16 protein-coding genes are annotated in these 17,719 nt (G+C 64.3%); 6 read left to right on the top strand and 10 right to left on the bottom strand.

Annotated elements, in window-relative coordinates; all coding sequences use genetic code 11:
• Positions 1–55 precede the first annotated feature (55 nt).
• Complete coding sequence (locus AC6H4Z_RS06055) at positions 56–703, bottom strand: DUF305 domain-containing protein (protein ID WP_497545842.1); 648 nt, start codon at positions 701–703, stop codon at positions 56–58.
• 330 nt (positions 704–1,033) lie between these two features.
• On the opposite strand from AC6H4Z_RS06055, the gene AC6H4Z_RS06050 reads away from it, so the two are divergent.
• Positions 1,034–2,485, top strand: a complete 1,452-nt coding sequence (locus AC6H4Z_RS06050; RefSeq protein ID WP_497545841.1) for a DUF4403 family protein — start codon at positions 1,034–1,036, stop codon at positions 2,483–2,485.
• A gap of 2 nt (positions 2,486–2,487) precedes the next feature.
• Here AC6H4Z_RS06050 and AC6H4Z_RS06045 read toward each other — a convergent pair whose 3' ends face one another.
• Positions 2,488–3,738 (bottom strand): RNA polymerase sigma factor, encoded by a 1,251-nt coding sequence (locus AC6H4Z_RS06045; RefSeq protein WP_497545840.1) that lies wholly within the window; start codon positions 3,736–3,738, stop codon positions 2,488–2,490.
• Positions 3,739–3,747: 9 nt separating this feature from the next.
• Positions 3,748–4,107, bottom strand: a complete 360-nt coding sequence (locus AC6H4Z_RS06040) for a YciI family protein (protein ID WP_497545839.1) — start codon at positions 4,105–4,107, stop codon at positions 3,748–3,750.
• Between the two features lie 293 nt (positions 4,108–4,400).
• On the opposite strand from AC6H4Z_RS06040, the gene AC6H4Z_RS06035 reads away from it, so the two are divergent.
• The 5 genes from AC6H4Z_RS06035 to AC6H4Z_RS06015 all read left to right on the top strand — a co-directional run bounded on the left by AC6H4Z_RS06035 (position 4,401) and on the right by AC6H4Z_RS06015 (position 9,142).
• On the top strand, positions 4,401–4,796 hold the full coding sequence (locus AC6H4Z_RS06035; RefSeq protein WP_497545838.1) for a YciI family protein: 396 nt from the start codon (positions 4,401–4,403) through the stop codon (positions 4,794–4,796).
• Between the two features lie 35 nt (positions 4,797–4,831).
• The gene (locus AC6H4Z_RS06030) at positions 4,832–6,073 is read left to right on the top strand and encodes an RNA polymerase sigma factor (RefSeq protein ID WP_497547021.1); all 1,242 of its coding nucleotides are present in this window, start codon (positions 4,832–4,834) and stop codon (positions 6,071–6,073) included.
• A 65-nt stretch (positions 6,074–6,138) separates the two neighbouring features.
• Positions 6,139–8,037: a serine/threonine-protein kinase gene (locus AC6H4Z_RS06025; RefSeq protein WP_497545837.1), complete on the top strand. Its 1,899-nt coding sequence runs from the start codon at positions 6,139–6,141 to the stop codon at positions 8,035–8,037.
• Between the two features lie 11 nt (positions 8,038–8,048).
• Positions 8,049–8,495 carry a hypothetical protein gene (locus tag AC6H4Z_RS06020; protein ID WP_497545836.1) on the top strand — a complete coding sequence of 149 codons (447 nt, stop codon included), beginning with the start codon at positions 8,049–8,051 and terminating at the stop codon, positions 8,493–8,495.
• Positions 8,496–8,587: 92 nt separating this feature from the next.
• Positions 8,588–9,142: a hypothetical protein gene (locus tag AC6H4Z_RS06015; protein WP_497545835.1), complete on the top strand. Its 555-nt coding sequence runs from the start codon at positions 8,588–8,590 to the stop codon at positions 9,140–9,142.
• On the opposite strand, the gene AC6H4Z_RS06010 is transcribed toward AC6H4Z_RS06015, so the two are convergent.
• The 7 genes from AC6H4Z_RS06010 to AC6H4Z_RS05980 are packed head-to-tail and all read right to left on the bottom strand — an operon-like array spanning position 9,143 to position 17,602.
• A complete protein-coding gene (locus AC6H4Z_RS06010) occupies positions 9,143–10,444 on the bottom strand; it encodes a hybrid sensor histidine kinase/response regulator (protein WP_497545834.1) in 1,302 nt (433 codons plus the stop codon). It abuts the gene before it with no gap.
• Positions 10,441–11,520 (bottom strand): chemotaxis-specific protein-glutamate methyltransferase CheB, encoded by a 1,080-nt coding sequence (cheB, locus tag AC6H4Z_RS06005; protein WP_497545833.1) that lies wholly within the window; start codon positions 11,518–11,520, stop codon positions 10,441–10,443. The genes AC6H4Z_RS06010 and cheB overlap by 4 nt, the downstream gene beginning before the upstream one ends.
• Complete coding sequence (locus AC6H4Z_RS06000; protein ID WP_497545832.1) at positions 11,520–13,643, bottom strand: hybrid sensor histidine kinase/response regulator; 2,124 nt, start codon at positions 13,641–13,643, stop codon at positions 11,520–11,522. The genes cheB and AC6H4Z_RS06000 overlap by 1 nt, the downstream gene beginning before the upstream one ends.
• Positions 13,640–15,106, bottom strand: a complete 1,467-nt coding sequence (locus tag AC6H4Z_RS05995; RefSeq protein WP_497545831.1) for a HAMP domain-containing methyl-accepting chemotaxis protein — start codon at positions 15,104–15,106, stop codon at positions 13,640–13,642. The genes AC6H4Z_RS06000 and AC6H4Z_RS05995 overlap by 4 nt, the downstream gene beginning before the upstream one ends.
• Positions 15,103–15,654: a chemotaxis protein CheW gene (locus tag AC6H4Z_RS05990; protein ID WP_497545830.1), complete on the bottom strand. Its 552-nt coding sequence runs from the start codon at positions 15,652–15,654 to the stop codon at positions 15,103–15,105. Before AC6H4Z_RS05990 ends, AC6H4Z_RS05995 begins: the two co-directional genes overlap by 4 nt.
• On the bottom strand, positions 15,651–17,129 hold the full coding sequence (locus tag AC6H4Z_RS05985; protein WP_497545829.1) for a CheR family methyltransferase: 1,479 nt from the start codon (positions 17,127–17,129) through the stop codon (positions 15,651–15,653). Before AC6H4Z_RS05985 ends, AC6H4Z_RS05990 begins: the two co-directional genes overlap by 4 nt.
• A complete protein-coding gene (locus tag AC6H4Z_RS05980; protein WP_497545828.1) occupies positions 17,126–17,602 on the bottom strand; it encodes a chemotaxis protein CheW in 477 nt (158 codons plus the stop codon). The genes AC6H4Z_RS05985 and AC6H4Z_RS05980 overlap by 4 nt, the downstream gene beginning before the upstream one ends.
• Positions 17,603–17,719 lie beyond the last annotated feature (117 nt).

Raw genomic sequence — 17,719 nt, 5'->3', positions numbered from 1 at the left:
GGGACGCCACACGGGTGGAGGAACAACGCACTACGCCAACGAGATGAAGTAGAACTCAGTCCTGCTCGGTCTTTGCGGCCGGAAGCGCGTCCAACATCAACTGCATGCGCTCGATCTCGGTCGTTTGATCAGCCTGCACGTCATTCGCAAACTTGAAAATGAGTTCGTCCTGACCAGCCGCCGGAGTGTTGAACAGCGAATCGACCATGCTGATCGCGCCACGGTGGTGCTGGATCATGAACGTGAGGAACAGGCGATCGAACTCGACGCCACGCGCCTTGTCGAGCTGCGACATCTGCTCCTCGGTGAGCATGCCCGGCATCATCATGTAGTGCGTCATGCCGTTCATGTTCATCTTCATGCCGCGCGGATCGGGCTCGGGAACGACCTGGTTTCGATCTTTCAGCCAGTCGCTCATGATCCCGATTTCTGCCGTCTGCGCCATTGCGATTCGCCCGCAGAAGATCTGCAGCGACTTGCTGGCGCCATGCGATTCGGCCCACCCGGCCATTTTCACGGCCTGGGAGTGGTGCCCGATCATCCCAGCCATGAATTCGATGTCCGCCACGGTGTACGGACGTCGAAGGCTGTCGACCCGTGCCTGCTGAACGCCCGTCATGGGCGTTTGGCCAGCGGCGCGCTGGTGCGGAAGCACAAGGGCGGCCAGGGTCAGCGCAGCCCCGGTCGCGATACGTGTGTACAAGAATGCCATACGCAAAACCCCCGATCGGAACGAGGATGTCAGCCTGCGAAATTACCGCCGGAACGCCGGGAGAGGTAGGGCGCCACAGGGCGGCGGACACACAGACAAACTCCGTTGAGAATACGGGTTAGCCCGCCCCGACGCTGCACCATTTGCCACCCAATTTTCACAAAATCGTCTTGGCGGAGCCAGAAACGAACGCGGGGGGCGCCAAATGGCTCCCCCGGCACCGTTTTCGGCCTGAAACTCGTTGACGAGGTTCGAACGGCCAAATGATTGCGTGACCCGCGATTGACCGACCAAACCGGGGAACTCAAATTCTTGAGACTGGTGAACGCCGGTCACCGCTTCCCCGACGAAGACGTCATGCGCCGCTTGGCGACCGCAGTATCGATGGCGCTGACGGCGACTCTGGCCGGCTGTGACAAGCCGGCCGCTCCGCCGGCCGTCGTCACGTCGGATATTCTCGGCGCGGCGCCAGCGCCAGGACAGGCCGAGCTATCACAGTTCAGCGTGCCCTTCGAGTACGACTTCTCGCCGATCATGCGAATCGTCGAACGAGTTGTGCCCACACGCTTCGGTTCCCTCGACAGCGTTCGAGTCGTCGGCAACGACACGCGACGACACTACGCCTTCGAAGCCGATCGCGAACCGTTCACCGCGTACGCCGACGGGCGGCTCGTGCATCTCAAGGCGACGCTCGCCTACGCCGCCAAGGGCTACTACAAACCGATCGTCGGACCGACGATCGGCGCTGGGTGCGGAGGAAAGGGCGAGCGTCCACGCCTCGAGCTCGAACTCTCCACGCCGATTACGCTCACTCCCGACTGGCATCTGAAGTCGCAGGTCCAGCTCGAGAACGTCTCGCCTGCGACAGGCCAGCAGCGTGACCGGTGCGACGTGAGCATCCTGCATCACGACGTCACGGCGCGCGTAGTCGACGCGGCGCGCGGCGGCATCTCGTCGCATCTCACTGACATCGACGGCAAGATTGCCGACGTCAACCTCGACGCGCGCTTCGCGGAGTGGTGGAGCATCCTCGCCCGCCCCATTCGCCTGACCGACGGCGTGTGGCTGCTCATCGGCCCCGAACGACTCGCCATCGGAAACGTCACCGGTCATGATAAAATCCTCACGGTTCCCGTCACGCTGAGCGCGCGACCGCGCATCTTGCTGTCGGCGACTCCGCCGGCCGTCGCGGAGACGAAGCCGCCGCCACTCGCACGCGGCGGAACGTCGTCGGGCTTTCGCATTCTCATCGACGGGACGATCGACTATGCGACAGCGTCGGCCGTGGTGAACCGCGCGCTCGTCAACAAACGAATCACCGAAGCGGGAAAGTCGGTGACGGTGAACGCGGTGCGCATCGGCCCAACGAACAAGGGTCGCGTCGCTCTCGCAGTCGATTTCTCCGGCGACGCGCGCGGCACGCTCCTCTTCCTCGGCACACCGGTGCTCGACAGCGTACACCGCCAGATCGTCGTTCCGGATCTCGACTACGATCTCGCCACCGACAGCAAACTGATCAACTCATATGCGTGGCTGCAGTCCGACGTGCTGCGCGCGACCTTTCGCGAGAAGGCGCACGTCCCGATCGATTCGGCACTGGAACGAGGTCGATCGCTGCTACTCCTCGGACTGAATCGAAAAATCGGCGACGCGCTCACGCTGTCGGCGAAAGTCGACTCGGTCGCGGTGCGCGGTCTCTACGTCACGAAGGGCGGACTCGTGGTGCGCGCTGAAGCCCGCGGCAAAGCGCGGGTCAAGGTCAGCCAGAAATAACGTCAGTCGGAGTCACAACCCCGCAATCTCTTTTCGAGAAAGCGTTCCTCAAACGGATTCCGCGCCAACGCCAGAGCAGCGCGGAATTGGCGGGCGGCTTCGATTCGATTTCCGCGTCGCAGCTCGAGCTCCCCAATTGCCGCTGGATAAAAGGGATACCGGGAGAGCCGATCGGGCTCCTCGATCGCATCGATCGCTGCAAGTCCTGCCTCGTCCCCGTCGCGCTGCGTAATTGCGATCGCACGGTTCAGTGCGACGACGGGCGACGGCGCGGTGTTCATCAAACGATCGTACAACGAGACGATCAGCACCCAATCCGTGTCGTCGATCGACGCAACGCTCGCGTGCGCCGCCGCGATGGCCGCCTCGAGATGATACGCCGTGACCTCCGTGCCAGCGGCCGAGCGTTCGAGGAATTCCAGGCCGTCGGCGACGAGGCGCGCGTCCCACCGCGATCTGTCCTGGTCCGTCAGCGCGAACAGATCGCCGGCCAAATCGACGCGTGCAGGAAGCCGCGCCGCGTGCAGACACATGAGCGCACCGAGCGCATTCGTCGCCGGCGCATTCGCCGGTGGATGCTCGCACAGCAACGCCACAAGTCGAATGGCTTCGCCACACAACTCGGCGCGCACCGCGTGCTCGGACGACGCACCGTGATAGCCTTCGTTGAACAGCAGATACAGCGCGCGATGCACGGTCGACAATCGCGATGCGAACTCCGCGTCGGCCAGATCGAACAGTCGCTTGGCCATTGCCAGTTCCGTCTTGCCGCGAGCGATTCGCTTCTCCATCGCCGCTCGAGAGACGAGAAACGCGCTCGCGATTTCGTTCGCACCGAAGCCGCACAGGATGTTGAGAATCAGCGCGACACGCACTTCCTCGGGCAGTCGCGGATGACAACACGAGAACATCATGCGGAGCTGTTCGTCGCGAATGGTGTGCGCGGCGAACGCTTCGTCGACCGATTGCGGCGGCGACCATTCCAGTTCGATGCGCCGCTGCACCTCGGGCGTCGAAGAGTCGGCGATGCGTTCGCGACGGAGAACATCGAGCGCACGATTCTTCGCGGTCGTCATCAGCCACGCCGACGGATTCTCTGGAATGCCATGAATCCGCCACACCTCCAACGCTCGGCAGAAGGCGTCCTGGACGACGTCTTCTGCAAGCGTGAGGTTGTGCACTCCAAAAACGTGCGTGAGTGCGGCGACCATTCGCCCCGACTCACGCCGAAAAAGGTGCTCGCTCAGCTCCATCGCGTCGCGCTATTGCGCATTCATCGTCATCACCGGGCGGACCTCGACCGACCCGTCGCCAGCGAGCATCGGACAACCCGCGGCCAGCTCGGTCGCGTGCTCGAGATCGCGCGCCGAGACAACTATGAATCCGGCGACCAGATCCTTCACTTCGACATACGGACCGTCGGTGACCACCTTGCTCTGCCCGCGCACGACTCGGCCGGACCGATCCAGCGGCTGGCCTCGGTTCGACAGATGCCCGTTCGTTTCGAGACCATGCATCCAGGCCATCCACGCCTGCATGCTCTGCTGCGCACGCTCCGGTGTGCCCATGGCTTCGCGCTGTTCGGCGGCACCGATTCGAAAGAGAAAGACGAAATCGCTCATTGCTGTATTCTCGGGCCTCTAGATGACTGGGCACAACGCGGGTCGCGTCATGCGCCTGACCTTCGACGTTCGGGCCGGCGCCGGCCGGACACTCGCATTGGCAGTGGAATCTGCACGTGCGGCGCGCGGCGCGGCGTGCGGCGTGCCGGGAGGTCAAACGGCCGGGCCCGGTGGCGATGGTCGCCGCGTTCCCGCAATTTCTTTTTTCGCGACGATGTAGAGAACGCGCGGCCGGTTCCGACTTCTCTACGAAAGCGCCGCTCACGGCGCCAAATCCGAGAGGAGATTGAACCATGCGATATATGCTCATGATGAACGCCCCGCGCGGCGGCGGCGATTGGGTCGCGAACCAATGGACGCACGACGACCTCAAAGCCCACGTCGGCTTCATGCACCAGCTCAACGCCGACCTGACCAAGTCGGGCGAGCTCGTTTCCGCCGAAGGACTGGCCCCGCCGGGCGACGCGAAACTCGTCCGCGTTGGCAAGAACGGCGCGCCCGCCACCGACGGCCCCTTTGCCGAAACGAAGGAGTTTCTCGCCGGCTTCTGGATCGTTGACGTCGACAGCGAGGAGCGCGCCCACCAGATCGCCGCACGAGTGTCGTCCGCGCCCGGCCCCGGTGGCACGCCGCTCATCATTCCCGTCGAAGTCCGACAGGTGATGAGCGCCCCCCCGATCGAGGTGTAGCGCTGGACTCGAACGAAGCTCAATCGACCGCCAACATCGGACACCTGCTGCGCGATCTCGCGCCGCAGGTGCTCGGCGCAGTCGCCCGTCGGCATCAGGATTTCGACGCGGTGGAAGATGCCGTCCAGCACGCGATGATCGCCGCCGCGAAACAATGGCCAGCGAGCGGCATTCCGGCCAACCCCCGCGGCTGGCTGTACCACGTTGCCGTGCGTCGTCTCACCGACCATGTCCGCAGCGAGATCGCGCGGCACGAACGCGAGAGCGCGATCGCCACCGAAGCGTCGGCAATCGAGACAGTCGTCCCGTCGATGCTCGGCGAGATTCGCCCCGACGAAGACGACAGTCTCGTGCTGCTGTTCATGTGCTGCCACCCAGCCGTCACGCCGCCGACGGCAATCGCGCTGACGCTGCGCGCCGTGGGCGGTCTCACGACGGGCGAAATCGCGCGAGCCTTTCTCGTTCCCGAAGCAACGATGGCTCAGCGAATCAGTCGAGCCAAGCAGACGATCAAAGCGTCGAAGATTCCCTTCGACATGCCGTCGGAGGCCGAGCGCGCCGAGCGACTTGGCGCGGTGCTCCACGTACTGTATCTGATCTTCAACGAGGGATACGCCAGCAGCAGTGGCGCCGAGTTGCAGCGAACAGATCTGTCGAACGAAGCGATTCGACTCACACGACTTCTTGGCGCGCTGCTCCCCGACGACGCCGAGGTGGCCGGACTCCTCGCACTCATGCTGCTCACAGATGCGCGACGCACCGCGCGGACGGGAGACAATGGAGAGCTGATTCCTCTCGACGAGCAGGATCGCGCCCTATGGGACGGAGCGCTGATCCATGAGGGGATCGCCGTCGTCTCCGCCGCGCTGCAACGACAGGTTCCGGGACCCTACCAGCTGCAAGCCGCCATCGCCGCGGTGCACGACGAAGCCACCCAGGTCCAGGACACCGACTGGCCACAAATCCTGGCTCTGTACCGAGTGCTCGAGCGAATGTCCGACAATCCCATGGTTTCGCTCAATCGGGCGATCGCCGAGGCGATGGTCGATGGACCAGCCGTGGGCCTGCATCGGCTGGCCGAACTCGAGACCGATGCGCGAATCGCTGGCCACTATCGCCTCGACGCGGTTCGGGGTCACCTGCACCAGATGGCTGGCGACAACGAGCGAGCAATCGCGCACTATCGCGCCGCGGCTGAGCGGACGCTGAGCATCCCCGAACGGAATTACCTGACGACCAAGGCCGCTCGACTCGTGGCCGACGGGCCGAAGCGTTAAGATATTCTTGCGGTGCCCAACCGCCGCGAAGTAGACGGGCAGATACACCACACACGGGATTGTTCATGGCGGCAGAGTCGCTCCACGATCGAGTCGTCGGCGCGATCGGGCATCAGTACCGCATCGAAGGCGAAATCGGCCGCGGTGGTATGTCCGTCGTGTATCGCGCGCGCGACCTGCGACTCAATCGATCCGTCGCCATCAAGGTGCTCCCGCCCGAACTGGCGCACGATCCCGCGGTCGGTTCACGTTTTACGCGTGAAGCGCAAACGTCGGCCCAGCTGTCGCATCCCAACATCGTTCCGATCTACGACGTCGGTGAACGCGACGGGATTGCGTATTTCGTGATGGGCCTGATCAACGGCGGCAATCTCGCCGCGTTGATCGATCGACAGCCGCGCCGTCCCGTGGATGAAGTACGACGCCTCCTCGCCGAAATTGCCGACGCACTCTCGTACGCGCATTTGCGCGGCGTGATCCACCGCGACGTGAAGGCCGATAACATTCTGCTCGACGCCGACAGCGGCCGAGCGATGGTGACTGACTTCGGTATCGCGCGGGCGATGGAAGGCGGGAGTCGGCTCACGCTCACCGGCATCGCCGTCGGCACGCCGACGTACATGTCGCCAGAGCAAGCTGTCGGTGAACGCGACGTCGATGGCCGGAGCGACATATACTCGCTGGGCATTCTCGGTTATCAAATGCTCACGGGCCGTGTGCCGTTCGTCGCCGGAAATTCCATGGCGCTGCTGCTCAAGCATGTCAATGAACGGCCGCGTCCCATCGCCGATCTCCGTCCGGAGGCGCCGAAGTCGTTGGTCGACGTCGTCGATCGGGCATTGATGAAGGCGCCGGAAGATCGATGGCCGACCGCTGCCGCCATGCGCGACGCGCTGTCGTTGGACGAGACGGTCGCGTCGTCGTGGCGATTGGAGCATCGCGAACCGGTGCGGTACATCTCGCCAGTACCTCGCGCGCGTCGCGAGCCGCACGCGCCGTCGATGGCGGTATCGCCGCGACGCGAGCCTGAATTCTCGCCGCCGGTCGTTCCAGCCACTCCCGTGCAAGAGCTGCCGAGCGCGACGTTGCTCGAACCGCAGCAATACGCCGCGCTTTCTGCCGCGCAGCGCATCGACCTCCGCATCTGGCACGGCCGCACGAATTTGCTCGATCGCGTGAAGCTCGCTCGGCGATATGCATTGCTCACGCTCGGCATGTCCGCGCTTGGAATCGCGGGCTTTGTCTTTGGCGTCGATGACGCGCCTCCATTCGTCCTCTCGCCGCTCGTTCCGATTTACATGTGGATCAAGCTGTGGCGGCGTGGAGACTCGCTGAAGGAAGCAGGGCTCAAGCTCCGGCGAGTGTTCTTCATGCCGCGCTCACGGATGGCACTCCCGGCTCCGCCGGCGAGCGCGGACCAGGCACTCGAAAAGCTCGCGCCGCGCGACGTGCTGAGTGGTCCGCGCGGCAGCGCGATTCGTCGCGCGTTCGACGATCGTGCCGCGATTCTCGAGACAGTCGCGGGGTTGTCGAAGGTGGATCGCGCGATGCTCACGGACATCGAGCCTACGGTAAATGGCCTCGTGGACCGAGTCGCACATCTCGCCTGTATGCTGCATCGCCTCGACGCGGATTTTGATCCCAGTCTTCTTGCCGAGCTCGACGCGCGAATCGCTGGCGTGGCGAGCGATGGCACCACACCTGACGCACAACGCCGAGTGTCGTTGCTGCGCCGCCAACGCGACACGATTGACGAACTCGCGCAGCGCCGCGACGCACTCGCCCGGCAGATCGAAAGCGCCGGCTTGGCACTCGGCAACCTTCGCCTCGATCTGGTCAAGCTCAGATCGTCGGGAATCGAGTCCGCGCTCGGCGACGTATCCACCGCCACGCAGGAAGCGCGCGTGCTGTCGCGCGACATCGGCATCGCGCTCGACGCAGCAGCGGAGTTGAGAAAGCTGTAAATTCCGTCGGTATGAAGCCGACGATCACTTCGAAGAACGCGGGCAACTGGGTGGACCGCGGCGAGTCGCCGGTGCCCACGATGCGTCGGGTGCTCGCGCGCTTCTTCGAGCGCAACCGCGACACCGACGCGGTTTGGCTCGACGAACAGGCCAACATCGTTCTCGGTATGGTCGAGGCCGACGCGACCGAAGTACACATCGCCGGCTATCTCAAGAGCGTCGTGCTGGCGGAGGGCCGGCCGCAACGCGAGCAGCTTGGTGCACGCCCGGTAGCGATCTCGCTCTGGCACATCGCCAAGGCCGCTCTCGTTCGCGACTTTGCGGAGCGCGTGCTGCGCGGCGAGGTGCCGCCGAACGTTCCAACGCCCGACACGCTCGGCCATTGGCTCGCCAGCCGTTTGCTCACGCCAGAGGAACTGGCGCGCTTCGAGGACGACGCGACGGGACAGAGCGACTAACTGCTGGCGTCGAACCTGCGCTATGGCTCGCTGACAGAATCGCTTCCCACCAGCGTCCAACGCCCATGATTGCCAGACTTGCGAGTTCCCTCATGCTCCTCACCCTCCTCGCCTGCGACCGCCCGAAGGCCGTCGGCACGTCAGACAGTCAGAAGCCGCGGCTCGATCCTTCGAGCGCCGACATCACCATGTGGACGATTCGCCCAGACGCCTACGGTCCGTTGCCGCTCGGTGTCGGGATCGAGCGTGCGAACGCGGTCCTCGGCGCAGGTTTCGCCGTGGACACGAGCAGGCTCGACGTTTGTCAGATGGCGCGGTCGAAGGCCATGCCGGAGAACGCGCGCTTTCTCGTCGAGCGTGACTCTGCGGGAGCACCCCAGCGCCTCGAGCGCGTTGACGTCGTCGGTCCAGGTGTGCGCACCGCCGAAGGCGCTGGCGTCGGCGATTCGGAAGCGCGCATTCGAGAGCTCTACGGCAATCGCGTGCAGGTTCTGCCGCACAAGTACGTGACCGGCGGGCACTATCTCATCGTGGACGCGGTGGGCGACACGCTGCATCGCATCGTATTCGAGACTGATGGCAAACAGGTCACGCGCTTTCGCGCCGGACGCCGACCCGCGGTCGACTACGTCGAGGCGTGTGGCTGACTACGATACGCCGCCCGGGATGGTGGGTACAGGCGCCATGGCGAGCGGAAGGCGTAGCGTGAACGTCGATCCGCTCCCGAGTACACTCTCGACGCCGATGTCCCCACCCATTCTCCGTGCGAGCTGACGACTGATCGCGAGGCCAAGCCCCACGCCTTCGCGGCCGCCGGCACTGGACGAATCGACTTGCGTGAACGGCTCGAAGATCGACGCCAACTTCTCTTCGGGAATTCCAATGCCGGTGTCACGGATGATGATCGCACCGTACCGACCTTCGGATGCGCAGGTCATGACGATTTTGCCATTTGCCGGCGTAAACTTGAGCGCGTTCGAAAGAAGGTTGATGACGATTTGCTCCATTCGTTCAGCATCCGCATTGATGAAGACGTCGTCCTTGCAGCTGAGGAACTCGTAGCTCACGTTGCGTTTCTGCGCCTGTGGGCCAATGACCGCGCCGAGTGGCTTGAGCGTGTGATTGAGATGGACGCGAGCGATACGTAGTGGGATGTCGCCTCGCTCGACACGTGCGAAGTTGAGGACATCGTTCACAAGCGTGAGCAGATGTCGCTGATTGCGCCGGATCCGCTCGAGATCTGACACTTGCGCGTCGTTGACCGGGCCACGCACGCCCATCGTGATCAGATCGACATAGCCGCCGATCGCATTGAGCGGCGTACGAAGGTCGTGGCTCATCATTGCAAGGAACTCGGACTTGGCGCGGTTTGCATCCTCAGCTCGCGCGCGCGCGGCCTCGGCATCTCGTCGCGCAGCACGAAGCTCCTCGTTGGCGTGAACCAGCTCCTCGAAGCTCGAGATGAGCAAGTCGAGGATTTGTTCTTTGTCCGACGAGATCTGGAAGTGTGATCCAAGAAAGTTGATGTCGACGACACCTGTGCGAGGTTGATTGCGGCGCATGGCATGCGTCTCGAGCACGCGCGCAATCCGGCCGATGAGCAACTCGGCGTCGTACGGCTTGGTGACATAATTGTCCGCGCCGCATGCCAGGCCGCGCACGATGTCGAGCGGATCGGCGAGGCTGGTCAACAGTACGAACGGGATGTGACGGTATCGTTCGTCCGACTTCAGCGTTTTGCACAGCTCAAAGCCGCTGATTCCTGGCATTATGACATCGCTTATGATCAGCGAATAGGCGCCGACATCCAGGCTCTCGATGGCCGACTCGGCGGTACGCGCGACGTCCACCGAATACCCGGAGTCCTCGAGGAGCGCGGCGATGGCCACGGCCTGCGTTGGGCTGTCCTCTACGACGAGGATACGAGGCGACTCGCGCGACGTGTTCATGCGACTCCCGTCCGCGCGGCGAGGAGACCGAGCCGGTGGCCAATGCTGTCGAGTGGCAGCACCTCCGTGACCGCGCCTTCGTTGATCGCTGACCGCGCCATGCCGAAGACCACCGAGCTCGCTTCGTCTTGGGCAATGATGTGAGCCCCGGCGCGATGCGCCGTTTTGAGGCCCGCCATACCGTCCTGTCCCATGCCCGTGAGAATCACGGCAATCAGCGCGCCTTCGAACGCGCGGCTGCACGCGTCGAATAGATAGTCGGCTGCGGGACGAAAGCCGTTGAGCGGCGCACTGTCGGCGAGCACGACGCGACCTGCGGACGAGATGCTCATGTGCTGGTCGTCCGGCGCGATGTACGTCACGCCCGGGGCGACGGTGTCGCCGGCTTTTGCCACGACCACGCGACGACCGGAGTTCGCCGCGAGCCAATCGGCCAACCCCTGAATGAAGCCGTGCGCCATGTGTTGCACGACCGCAATCGGAAGGGGAAAGTCGTCGGGCAGGTCGCTGAGTATTTTATGAAGAGCTGCAGGGCCGCCGGTCGACGTTCCAATGGCAACGAGCCTGGGCGGGCCAACCGGAGTCGTTCGCGCGCCATTCGACGAGGCACGACGAATCGACGACTGATCGCTGCCAGCACCGCCCCATCGGCGCACAACGCGCACTCCGGCCATGGCCTTGGCCATCGTGAGGAATTCTTCGCGGTGAAGCGCGAAGTCCGGCGACGTCGGATTGCCCGGCTTGGGAACGACGACGAGCGCGCCGGCGCGCGTCGCAGTCAGTGCAGCATCGACGTCGCTCTTCGAGAACGAGCCCGAGACGATCACGATCGGTGTCGGCGCCTCGCGCATGATCTGGCGCGTCGCGTCGAGCCCGTCGAGCACCGGCATGTGCACATCCATCGTGATCAGATCCGGCGAGAGACGCAGTGCTGCTTCGACCGCATCAGCGCCGTTGTCCGCTTCGCCAACCACGTCGAACGCACCATCGCTCCGCAGCAGCTCGACGATCAGCTGACGCGCAGTCGTTGAATCCTCGACCACCAGCACACGAATGGGGCGTTTGGACTGCGGCATCACTCTCCCAGGAGATCGCGAAGTACGTCAACTAGCGCAGTCTGCTCGAAACTCGACTTTCCGAGGTATGCGTCTGCACCAGCTTCCATTCCCTTCGCGCGATCTTCGGGCGACTCGAGTGCCGTGATCAGGACGAAAGGAAGATTGCCGAAGCGATGAGACCCACGCACGGCGCGACAGAGCTCGAGGCCATCCATGCGAGGCATCTCGACGTCGGCGACGACGAGATCCGCTCCGCGCTCCTGCAGCAGGCGCCAACCGTCGGCGCCATCGACCGCAGTGACCACGTCATACCCTGCTGCCTCAAGCACGCTCTGTTCCAATGTTCGGGTCGTAATGGAATCGTCCACGACGAGTACGCGCTTTCGCGCAGGCGCCGTGGCGCGAACGACGGCGCGCGGCGCCAGATCCGCTCGGCCCGCCGCATCTTCGATCACCGTAGCGACGTTGAGCACGAGCGCGATCGTTCCGTCGGGCAGAAGCGCTGCACCACCGATGTGGCGCGCGGGAGTTCCACCCTGAGCGCGAATAGGACGAACGACGACCTCGCCCTCCCCAACCAACTCCTCGACCCGCAGCGCGACGTAACGGCCCGACGGTCCCAAGAGAATGAGCGCGACTACAGCCGCGTCCGGCGCGTGCTCGGCGTTCATGCCGAGGACGGCCCCAAGCGTTGCCAACGACGCCGGACCGTTTGGCGTTGTGATGGCCGCTCGGCCCTCGCTCACCTCGACCTGCGACGCAGGGACGCGGACAAGGCGGTCGACATACGACGTTGGGCAAGCAATTGTGAGATCGCCGGCGCGAACGAGAATCGCGCGAATCGTTGCGAGCGTGAGTGGCGTATCGATCGTGAACGTCGTCCCCTGTCCTGGCTTCCACTCGATCGCCAACGACCCTCGAGCGCGTTGAACCGCGACATTCGCTGCGTCGAGACCAACGCCTCGACCCGAGATCGTTCCTGCTTCGGCGCGCGTCGAGATGCCTGCGCCAGAGAGTAGGCGAGCGACGACCGTCCGATCGTCGCCGTCCGCTGGCTCTCCGCGCCTCGCGAGCTCGCGCCGAATCGCCGCGACGTCGACGCCCCGGCCGTCGTCAGCAACGGTGACGCGCATACGATCGCCAACGATCATTGCTGCAACGGTCACCGTACCGGTTTCCGGCTTTCCGATGGCGGCACGTTCCGCCGGCCGCTCGATGCCGTGGTCAATTGCGTTGCGAATGAGATGCATCATCGCGTCGCGCAACAGGTCGAGCACCGACCGGTCGGCATCGACGTGGGCTCCATGCACGTCGATTCTCACCTGCTTGCCGCTCGCTGCTCCAATGTCGCGCACCATTCGCGCGACTCCGTCGACCGCATCGGAGAACGGACGCAGGCGCAGAACGCGAATTCCCTCCGAGACGTCGGCGCTGACGACCCCGAGCGAGCGCGAGGTATCAGCAGCCGCGCTCGTGAGCCGAGTGGTCTCGCTCGCGACGCGACGCAACCGCGCGTCAAGGCGATCGAGCTCGCGTGTCAGTTCGCGGGTATCGGCGCGATCGCCAAGTCGCTGCCGGATGATCCGATGTTGCTGTCGCCACGCGCCGCTCAACCGCTGCACCTCGTCGCGTAACTCATCCAGCGCCGACGCCTCGCTCGACGCACGCCCCGAGGCGATAAGCAGCCGATTCGAAGCCGAAAGAAGCGTGTCGAGACGATCCGCGGCAACGCGGACCGACTGCTCGGCGCGAACGGGCGCTGGCGTATCCCCCACTGGCGGCGCAACGACAGATGTTGACTCAGGCCTGGCGACCGGCGCGCGCGGTGTCTGGATTCCACGCAACTCGTCGACAGCACTGAACAGCGAATCGAGTTCTTCGGGCGTGATCGGCCGTCCCTGATCACGAACATTCGCCAGTGCAGACTCGGCGCGATGGCAGATCTGTTCGGCAGTTGGAACGCCCGCTGCCAACGCCGCGCCCTTGAGCGTATGCATGACGCGAAAAAGCGCCCGCAACTCGTTCGCGTTCGCCGGATCGGCTTCGAGCGCGATGAGGTGCGCATCGGCGGCGCGAAGCTGGTCATCCAGCTCCGCGGCAAATGTGGCGCGCAGTCGTGCGGACAGCTCCTCGGGATTCACCCAGCGCGTCCCGTCGTCCCTACGAGACCGAGCAGTCGATTCCCAAGCTGCGTTAAATCCTGCGCGGCCTGCTCCGACTGTCGCGATGCCGTGAGATTCTGCTGCGTCGCGTCATGAATGCTTGCGACAGCGTGACGAATCTGCTCCATGCCGAGCGCCTGCTGACCCGCCGACGCCACGATCTGCGCGGCGGACTGCGACGCCTCCTGCACAGCGTCCGCGAGTCCTCGAATCGTTTCGCCTGCTTCGGTGATCTGTCGATTCGCGGCAGCGACCTGCTTAGTCCCCTGCTCAGTCACCATCACTGCTGTGCTCGTTGCACGCTGAATCTCGCCAAGAATCTGGCGCACCTGCACGGTCGATCGCTTCGATTGCTCGGCGAGACTCTTGATCTCCGACGCGACTACCGCAAAGCCACGCCCTTGCTCACCGGCACGCGCCGCTTCGACCGCGGCATTCAGCGCGAGAAGGTTCGTCTGTTCGGCAATGTCGGTGACCGCCGCGATGATTTCGCCGATTGCTTCGGCCTGCTCGGCGAGTGACAGAATGCTTCCGCCAATGGATTCAACCTGCGTACGCAGTTGCTGCATCCCGCCCACCGATTCATCAACGGCGCGACGTCCCGCACGACCGAGCTCCGCGGCGCGTTGCGCTGAGTCGGCCACCGCTTTCGCGCGCTGCGCCGCTTGATCGGCAGTTTGCGTTACCTCGTCCACCGTCGCCACGGTCTCTGATACCGCCGCCATCGTCTCGTTTGCGCTAGCTGCCTGTTCGGTGGTTGCCGAGAGAATTTCCGCGGTCCCGGACGCGATCACATTGCTCGTTTCCTGCAGCGGGCGAACGATGGCGTTGTTGAGCATTGCCGCAGACACCAGCCCAACCATGAGCGCGATGAGCGCGCCGGCAAGAAGCATTGTGCGCGCGGCACTCGCCGTGCTCGCGCCGCGACGTGCCGTCGCGTCGGCGCTGGTCGTCGCGCGAATCACGCCAGAGCGCAGGAGCGCTTCGAGTCGCTTGCGAACCGGTGCCGTGGTTTCCGAGCGCATGGTCATGGCACCGGCCAGATTTCCGCGCGCACGAATCGCCATCGCCGTGTCAGCCGACTCACGCCACTGTGCCAGCAGCTGCGATGCCTCTGTCCAGGTTTGACGCAGATCTGGCGTCAGCGCGGAATCGCGTAGGCCTGTGAGCAGGCGCGCGTTGATGTCCAGCAAACTGTCGCGCTCGTGCCGATCCGCGTCTTTCATCTCGATGAGATAGCGGAGGAACGCGCTGTTCGCCGCCCGCAGCTCGGACTCGGCCTGCAGCGCCGGAACGAGCGACGCACGACGATCCGCCAGCGCATCCTCGTACGTCTGAGCCGTTTGCCGGAGCGTATACCACCCGAGCACGGCAACAACCGAGAGCAGAACGAGAATGATCGAAAACCCAACGACGATGCGACGGCTGATAGTCCAGTTCATAGAGACCGAGACGGTGAGGAAGTGGAAGGACGCGCAGCACCGGTCTGTCGCTGTATCAGAGCTGCGGCGTCGAGTACGAGATGACCGTCGCGGGTCACGCCACGAACCACGGTTTCGTTGGTGGCGTCGAGGCGAGTGACGGGAGCGAGCAGTTCGTTGGAATCGAGCGCGATCGGTGCGTCGAGTGCGTCGGCGAGAATGCCGAACTCCGGTTGATCGATTCCGATCGCCAATACCACGGCGAGATCGTCGAGTGCATGTGTGGACGCACCGACCAGCGACCGCACATCGAGCAGGGTGAGCACGTCGCCCCGCCATCGAGTGACGCCGACGACAGGCAGCTGTGCACCGGGAACGCGCACCAGCGTCGACAGGCGAAACACCGCAAAGACATTCGCCGCCGCAATGGCGTACCGCTCGCGCGATAAACGGAACGTCACCGTCGTCGCGACGTCGACGTCAGCGACGCGTGGCGGGCGAGCGAGCGCGCGCGCCCGCTCTTCGAGTATCTCGCGCTCCACGGCTGAGACAGCGTGTGCGTCGCTCATTTGTCAGTGAGCTCAGGAAAGTGCTTGAGTCGCGCCCGGGCGATGGCGAGCAATCGCGCCGGCGACTCGTCTGAATCAGGTTCTAACACATCGGTTGCCGGCAGCGACTCCAGCACGCGCTCGACGCGATGCAAGGTGCGCCGAGCCGCGTTCCCGTCGCCGAGCTGCGCGAGCGCGTCGGCAAGCGTGAGATACGCCGCGCCCCCGGTGCGATCGAGGTAGATGGCTCGTCGCGCTTCGGTGGCAGCGGCGCGCGCGTGGCCCGCGTGCAACAGCAGCATCGCCATCAAGTGCCGAAGTTCTGCGACATCGCCATGCCGATCGAGCGCCTCGGCGCAGAGTCGTTCGGCGTCGCGGAGCTCGCCGATGTTGGCCAGTGCGCGAATCGTCAGGACCATTGAGTCGGCACTGTCATCGCCAAGATCGAACATCGTTCGCCCGATCTCCGCTGCAGCGCGATACTCTCGCTTGCGATAGGCCGCTCGCAGTCGTTCGCCAATAGCCGCGACAGTGATGTCAGGCGGTGTTGGCGTACCAATCTCGACGCGCGGTTCTGCAGTCGTGGCCGGAGCGAGGTTCGGCGCGGTAGCTGCACGCGCTGGAAACTCCGGCATGGCGACAGGACGCTCCCATCGGCGCGACCGTCCTGCCGTGCCCCGCCGATAGACTAGGCCTGCCGGTGTTTGCACGATCTCGCAATCGACGCGATCGATCAACGGCGGATCAGACGCCCCGAGAAAGAGGTAGCCAGCGTCGCTCAAACACTCCAACAGCTGCGTCGCAACCCGCGCAATCGTCGGCGCATCGAAATAGATGAGAACGTTGCGGCAGAAGATGACGTCGAAACCCCACAAATCGTTCGTCGTCGACGGATACGTGTCGGACGCCAGATTGAGGTACGCAAAGCGAACCTGGCGGCGAAAGTTTGCCGTGATCGTGTATTCGCTGTCGGCGTGGGTGAAGTATCGATTGACTGTCGGGCGCGGAACGCCACGCATCGACCACTCGCGATACCGTCCGCGCCTCGCCGCCGCGAGCCGCGCCCGCGACACGTCCGTGCCGAGGATCGATGCGTTCACTCGCGACTCGGCGGCGGCAATGGCAAGCGAGTACGCCTCCTCGCCAGTCGCACAAGCGGCACTCCAGATGCGCGCGGGCCTCGCCCCTTCGCGCTCGACGATCTCCGGAAATACGCGATCGCGCAGCACGGTGAACTGCGCCGCCTCGCGAAAGAAATACGTTTCGCCGACAGTGACGAGCGCCATCACCTCGTCGAACACAGGCCCGGACTCAGCAAGGACTGCAGCGAACCGATCGGCGTCGAGAATTCCGACCCGCTGCATCACTCGCCCGAGCGCCGACTCGACCGTCTTTCGCCGCGGCGAAGCGAATACGAGCCCGCCACGTTCGCGGAGCACTTCGATCGCGAGCGGATAGGCGCTTGCTCCAAGCAGGTCGGCGGTCGGTGCGATCACGAGCCGCTCGCGGCGTCAGCCCGTTTGCGCAACGCTCTGTCGAGCGCCCACGACTCGGCGTGCGACAGAAAGCGGCCGAGGTCCTGCACGATGAGCAAACCATCATCGGTCCGAAGCACGCCGGCAACAGGAATTTCCGGCGGCAACGAAACCGGGGGATCGGTCATCGGCGCATCGCTCTCGATCAGCCCGTCGACCTGATCGACATGCAACGCGACGCGCCTCGTTGGCGTATCGGCGACCACAAACGAATGACTCGCTCGTACGGTGCGTTCGCGGTCAGTGTACCGACGCGCGGCATCGAAGACGGGTATGATCGTTCCACGATAGTTGATCACACCCTCGACGACAGTCGGCGCTCCAGGGAGCGTGCTGACGGCAGTGGCGCGGGCAACTTCGACAACCGACGCGGCCGGAAGGCCAAATCGAATCTCCTCCACGCGGAACGCGAGGAGAAGCGTGGGAGCAGACAAGGAACGGGGCCTGAGAGGGGTAAGTCTTCTCTAGGCATACCGCGTGCCGCTGACCTCGCTAGGCGCTGAACTCGCCGGCCGCGGCATCGGTCCTCATAGATTCAAGGCGCGCCAACT

This window comes from Leucogemmata humicola, assembly GCF_055379415.1.
Note: the sequence above shows the minus strand (reverse complement) of the source record. Positions and strands in the feature narration are given on the sequence as shown.

Bases quoted from the DNA above. Each gene is read 5' to 3' on its own strand.
- AC6H4Z_RS06045 (WP_497545840.1), bottom strand. From the start codon at position 3,738: ATGGAGCTGAGCGAGCACCTTTTTCGGCGTGAGTCGGGGCGAATGGTC.
- AC6H4Z_RS06040 (WP_497545839.1), bottom strand. From the start codon at position 4,107: ATGAGCGATTTCGTCTTTCTCTTTCGAATCGGTGCCGCCGAACAGCGC.
- AC6H4Z_RS06035 (WP_497545838.1), top strand. From the start codon at position 4,401: ATGCGATATATGCTCATGATGAACGCCCCGCGCGGCGGCGGCGATTGG.
- AC6H4Z_RS06025 (WP_497545837.1), top strand. From the start codon at position 6,139: ATGGCGGCAGAGTCGCTCCACGATCGAGTCGTCGGCGCGATCGGGCAT.
- AC6H4Z_RS06020 (WP_497545836.1), top strand. From the start codon at position 8,049: ATGAAGCCGACGATCACTTCGAAGAACGCGGGCAACTGGGTGGACCGC.
- AC6H4Z_RS06015 (WP_497545835.1), top strand. From the start codon at position 8,588: ATGCTCCTCACCCTCCTCGCCTGCGACCGCCCGAAGGCCGTCGGCACG.
- AC6H4Z_RS06010 (WP_497545834.1), bottom strand. From the start codon at position 10,444: ATGAACACGTCGCGCGAGTCGCCTCGTATCCTCGTCGTAGAGGACAGC.
- cheB (WP_497545833.1), bottom strand. From the start codon at position 11,520: ATGCCGCAGTCCAAACGCCCCATTCGTGTGCTGGTGGTCGAGGATTCA.
- AC6H4Z_RS05995 (WP_497545831.1), bottom strand. From the start codon at position 15,106: ATGAACTGGACTATCAGCCGTCGCATCGTCGTTGGGTTTTCGATCATT.
- AC6H4Z_RS05990 (WP_497545830.1), bottom strand. From the start codon at position 15,654: ATGAGCGACGCACACGCTGTCTCAGCCGTGGAGCGCGAGATACTCGAA.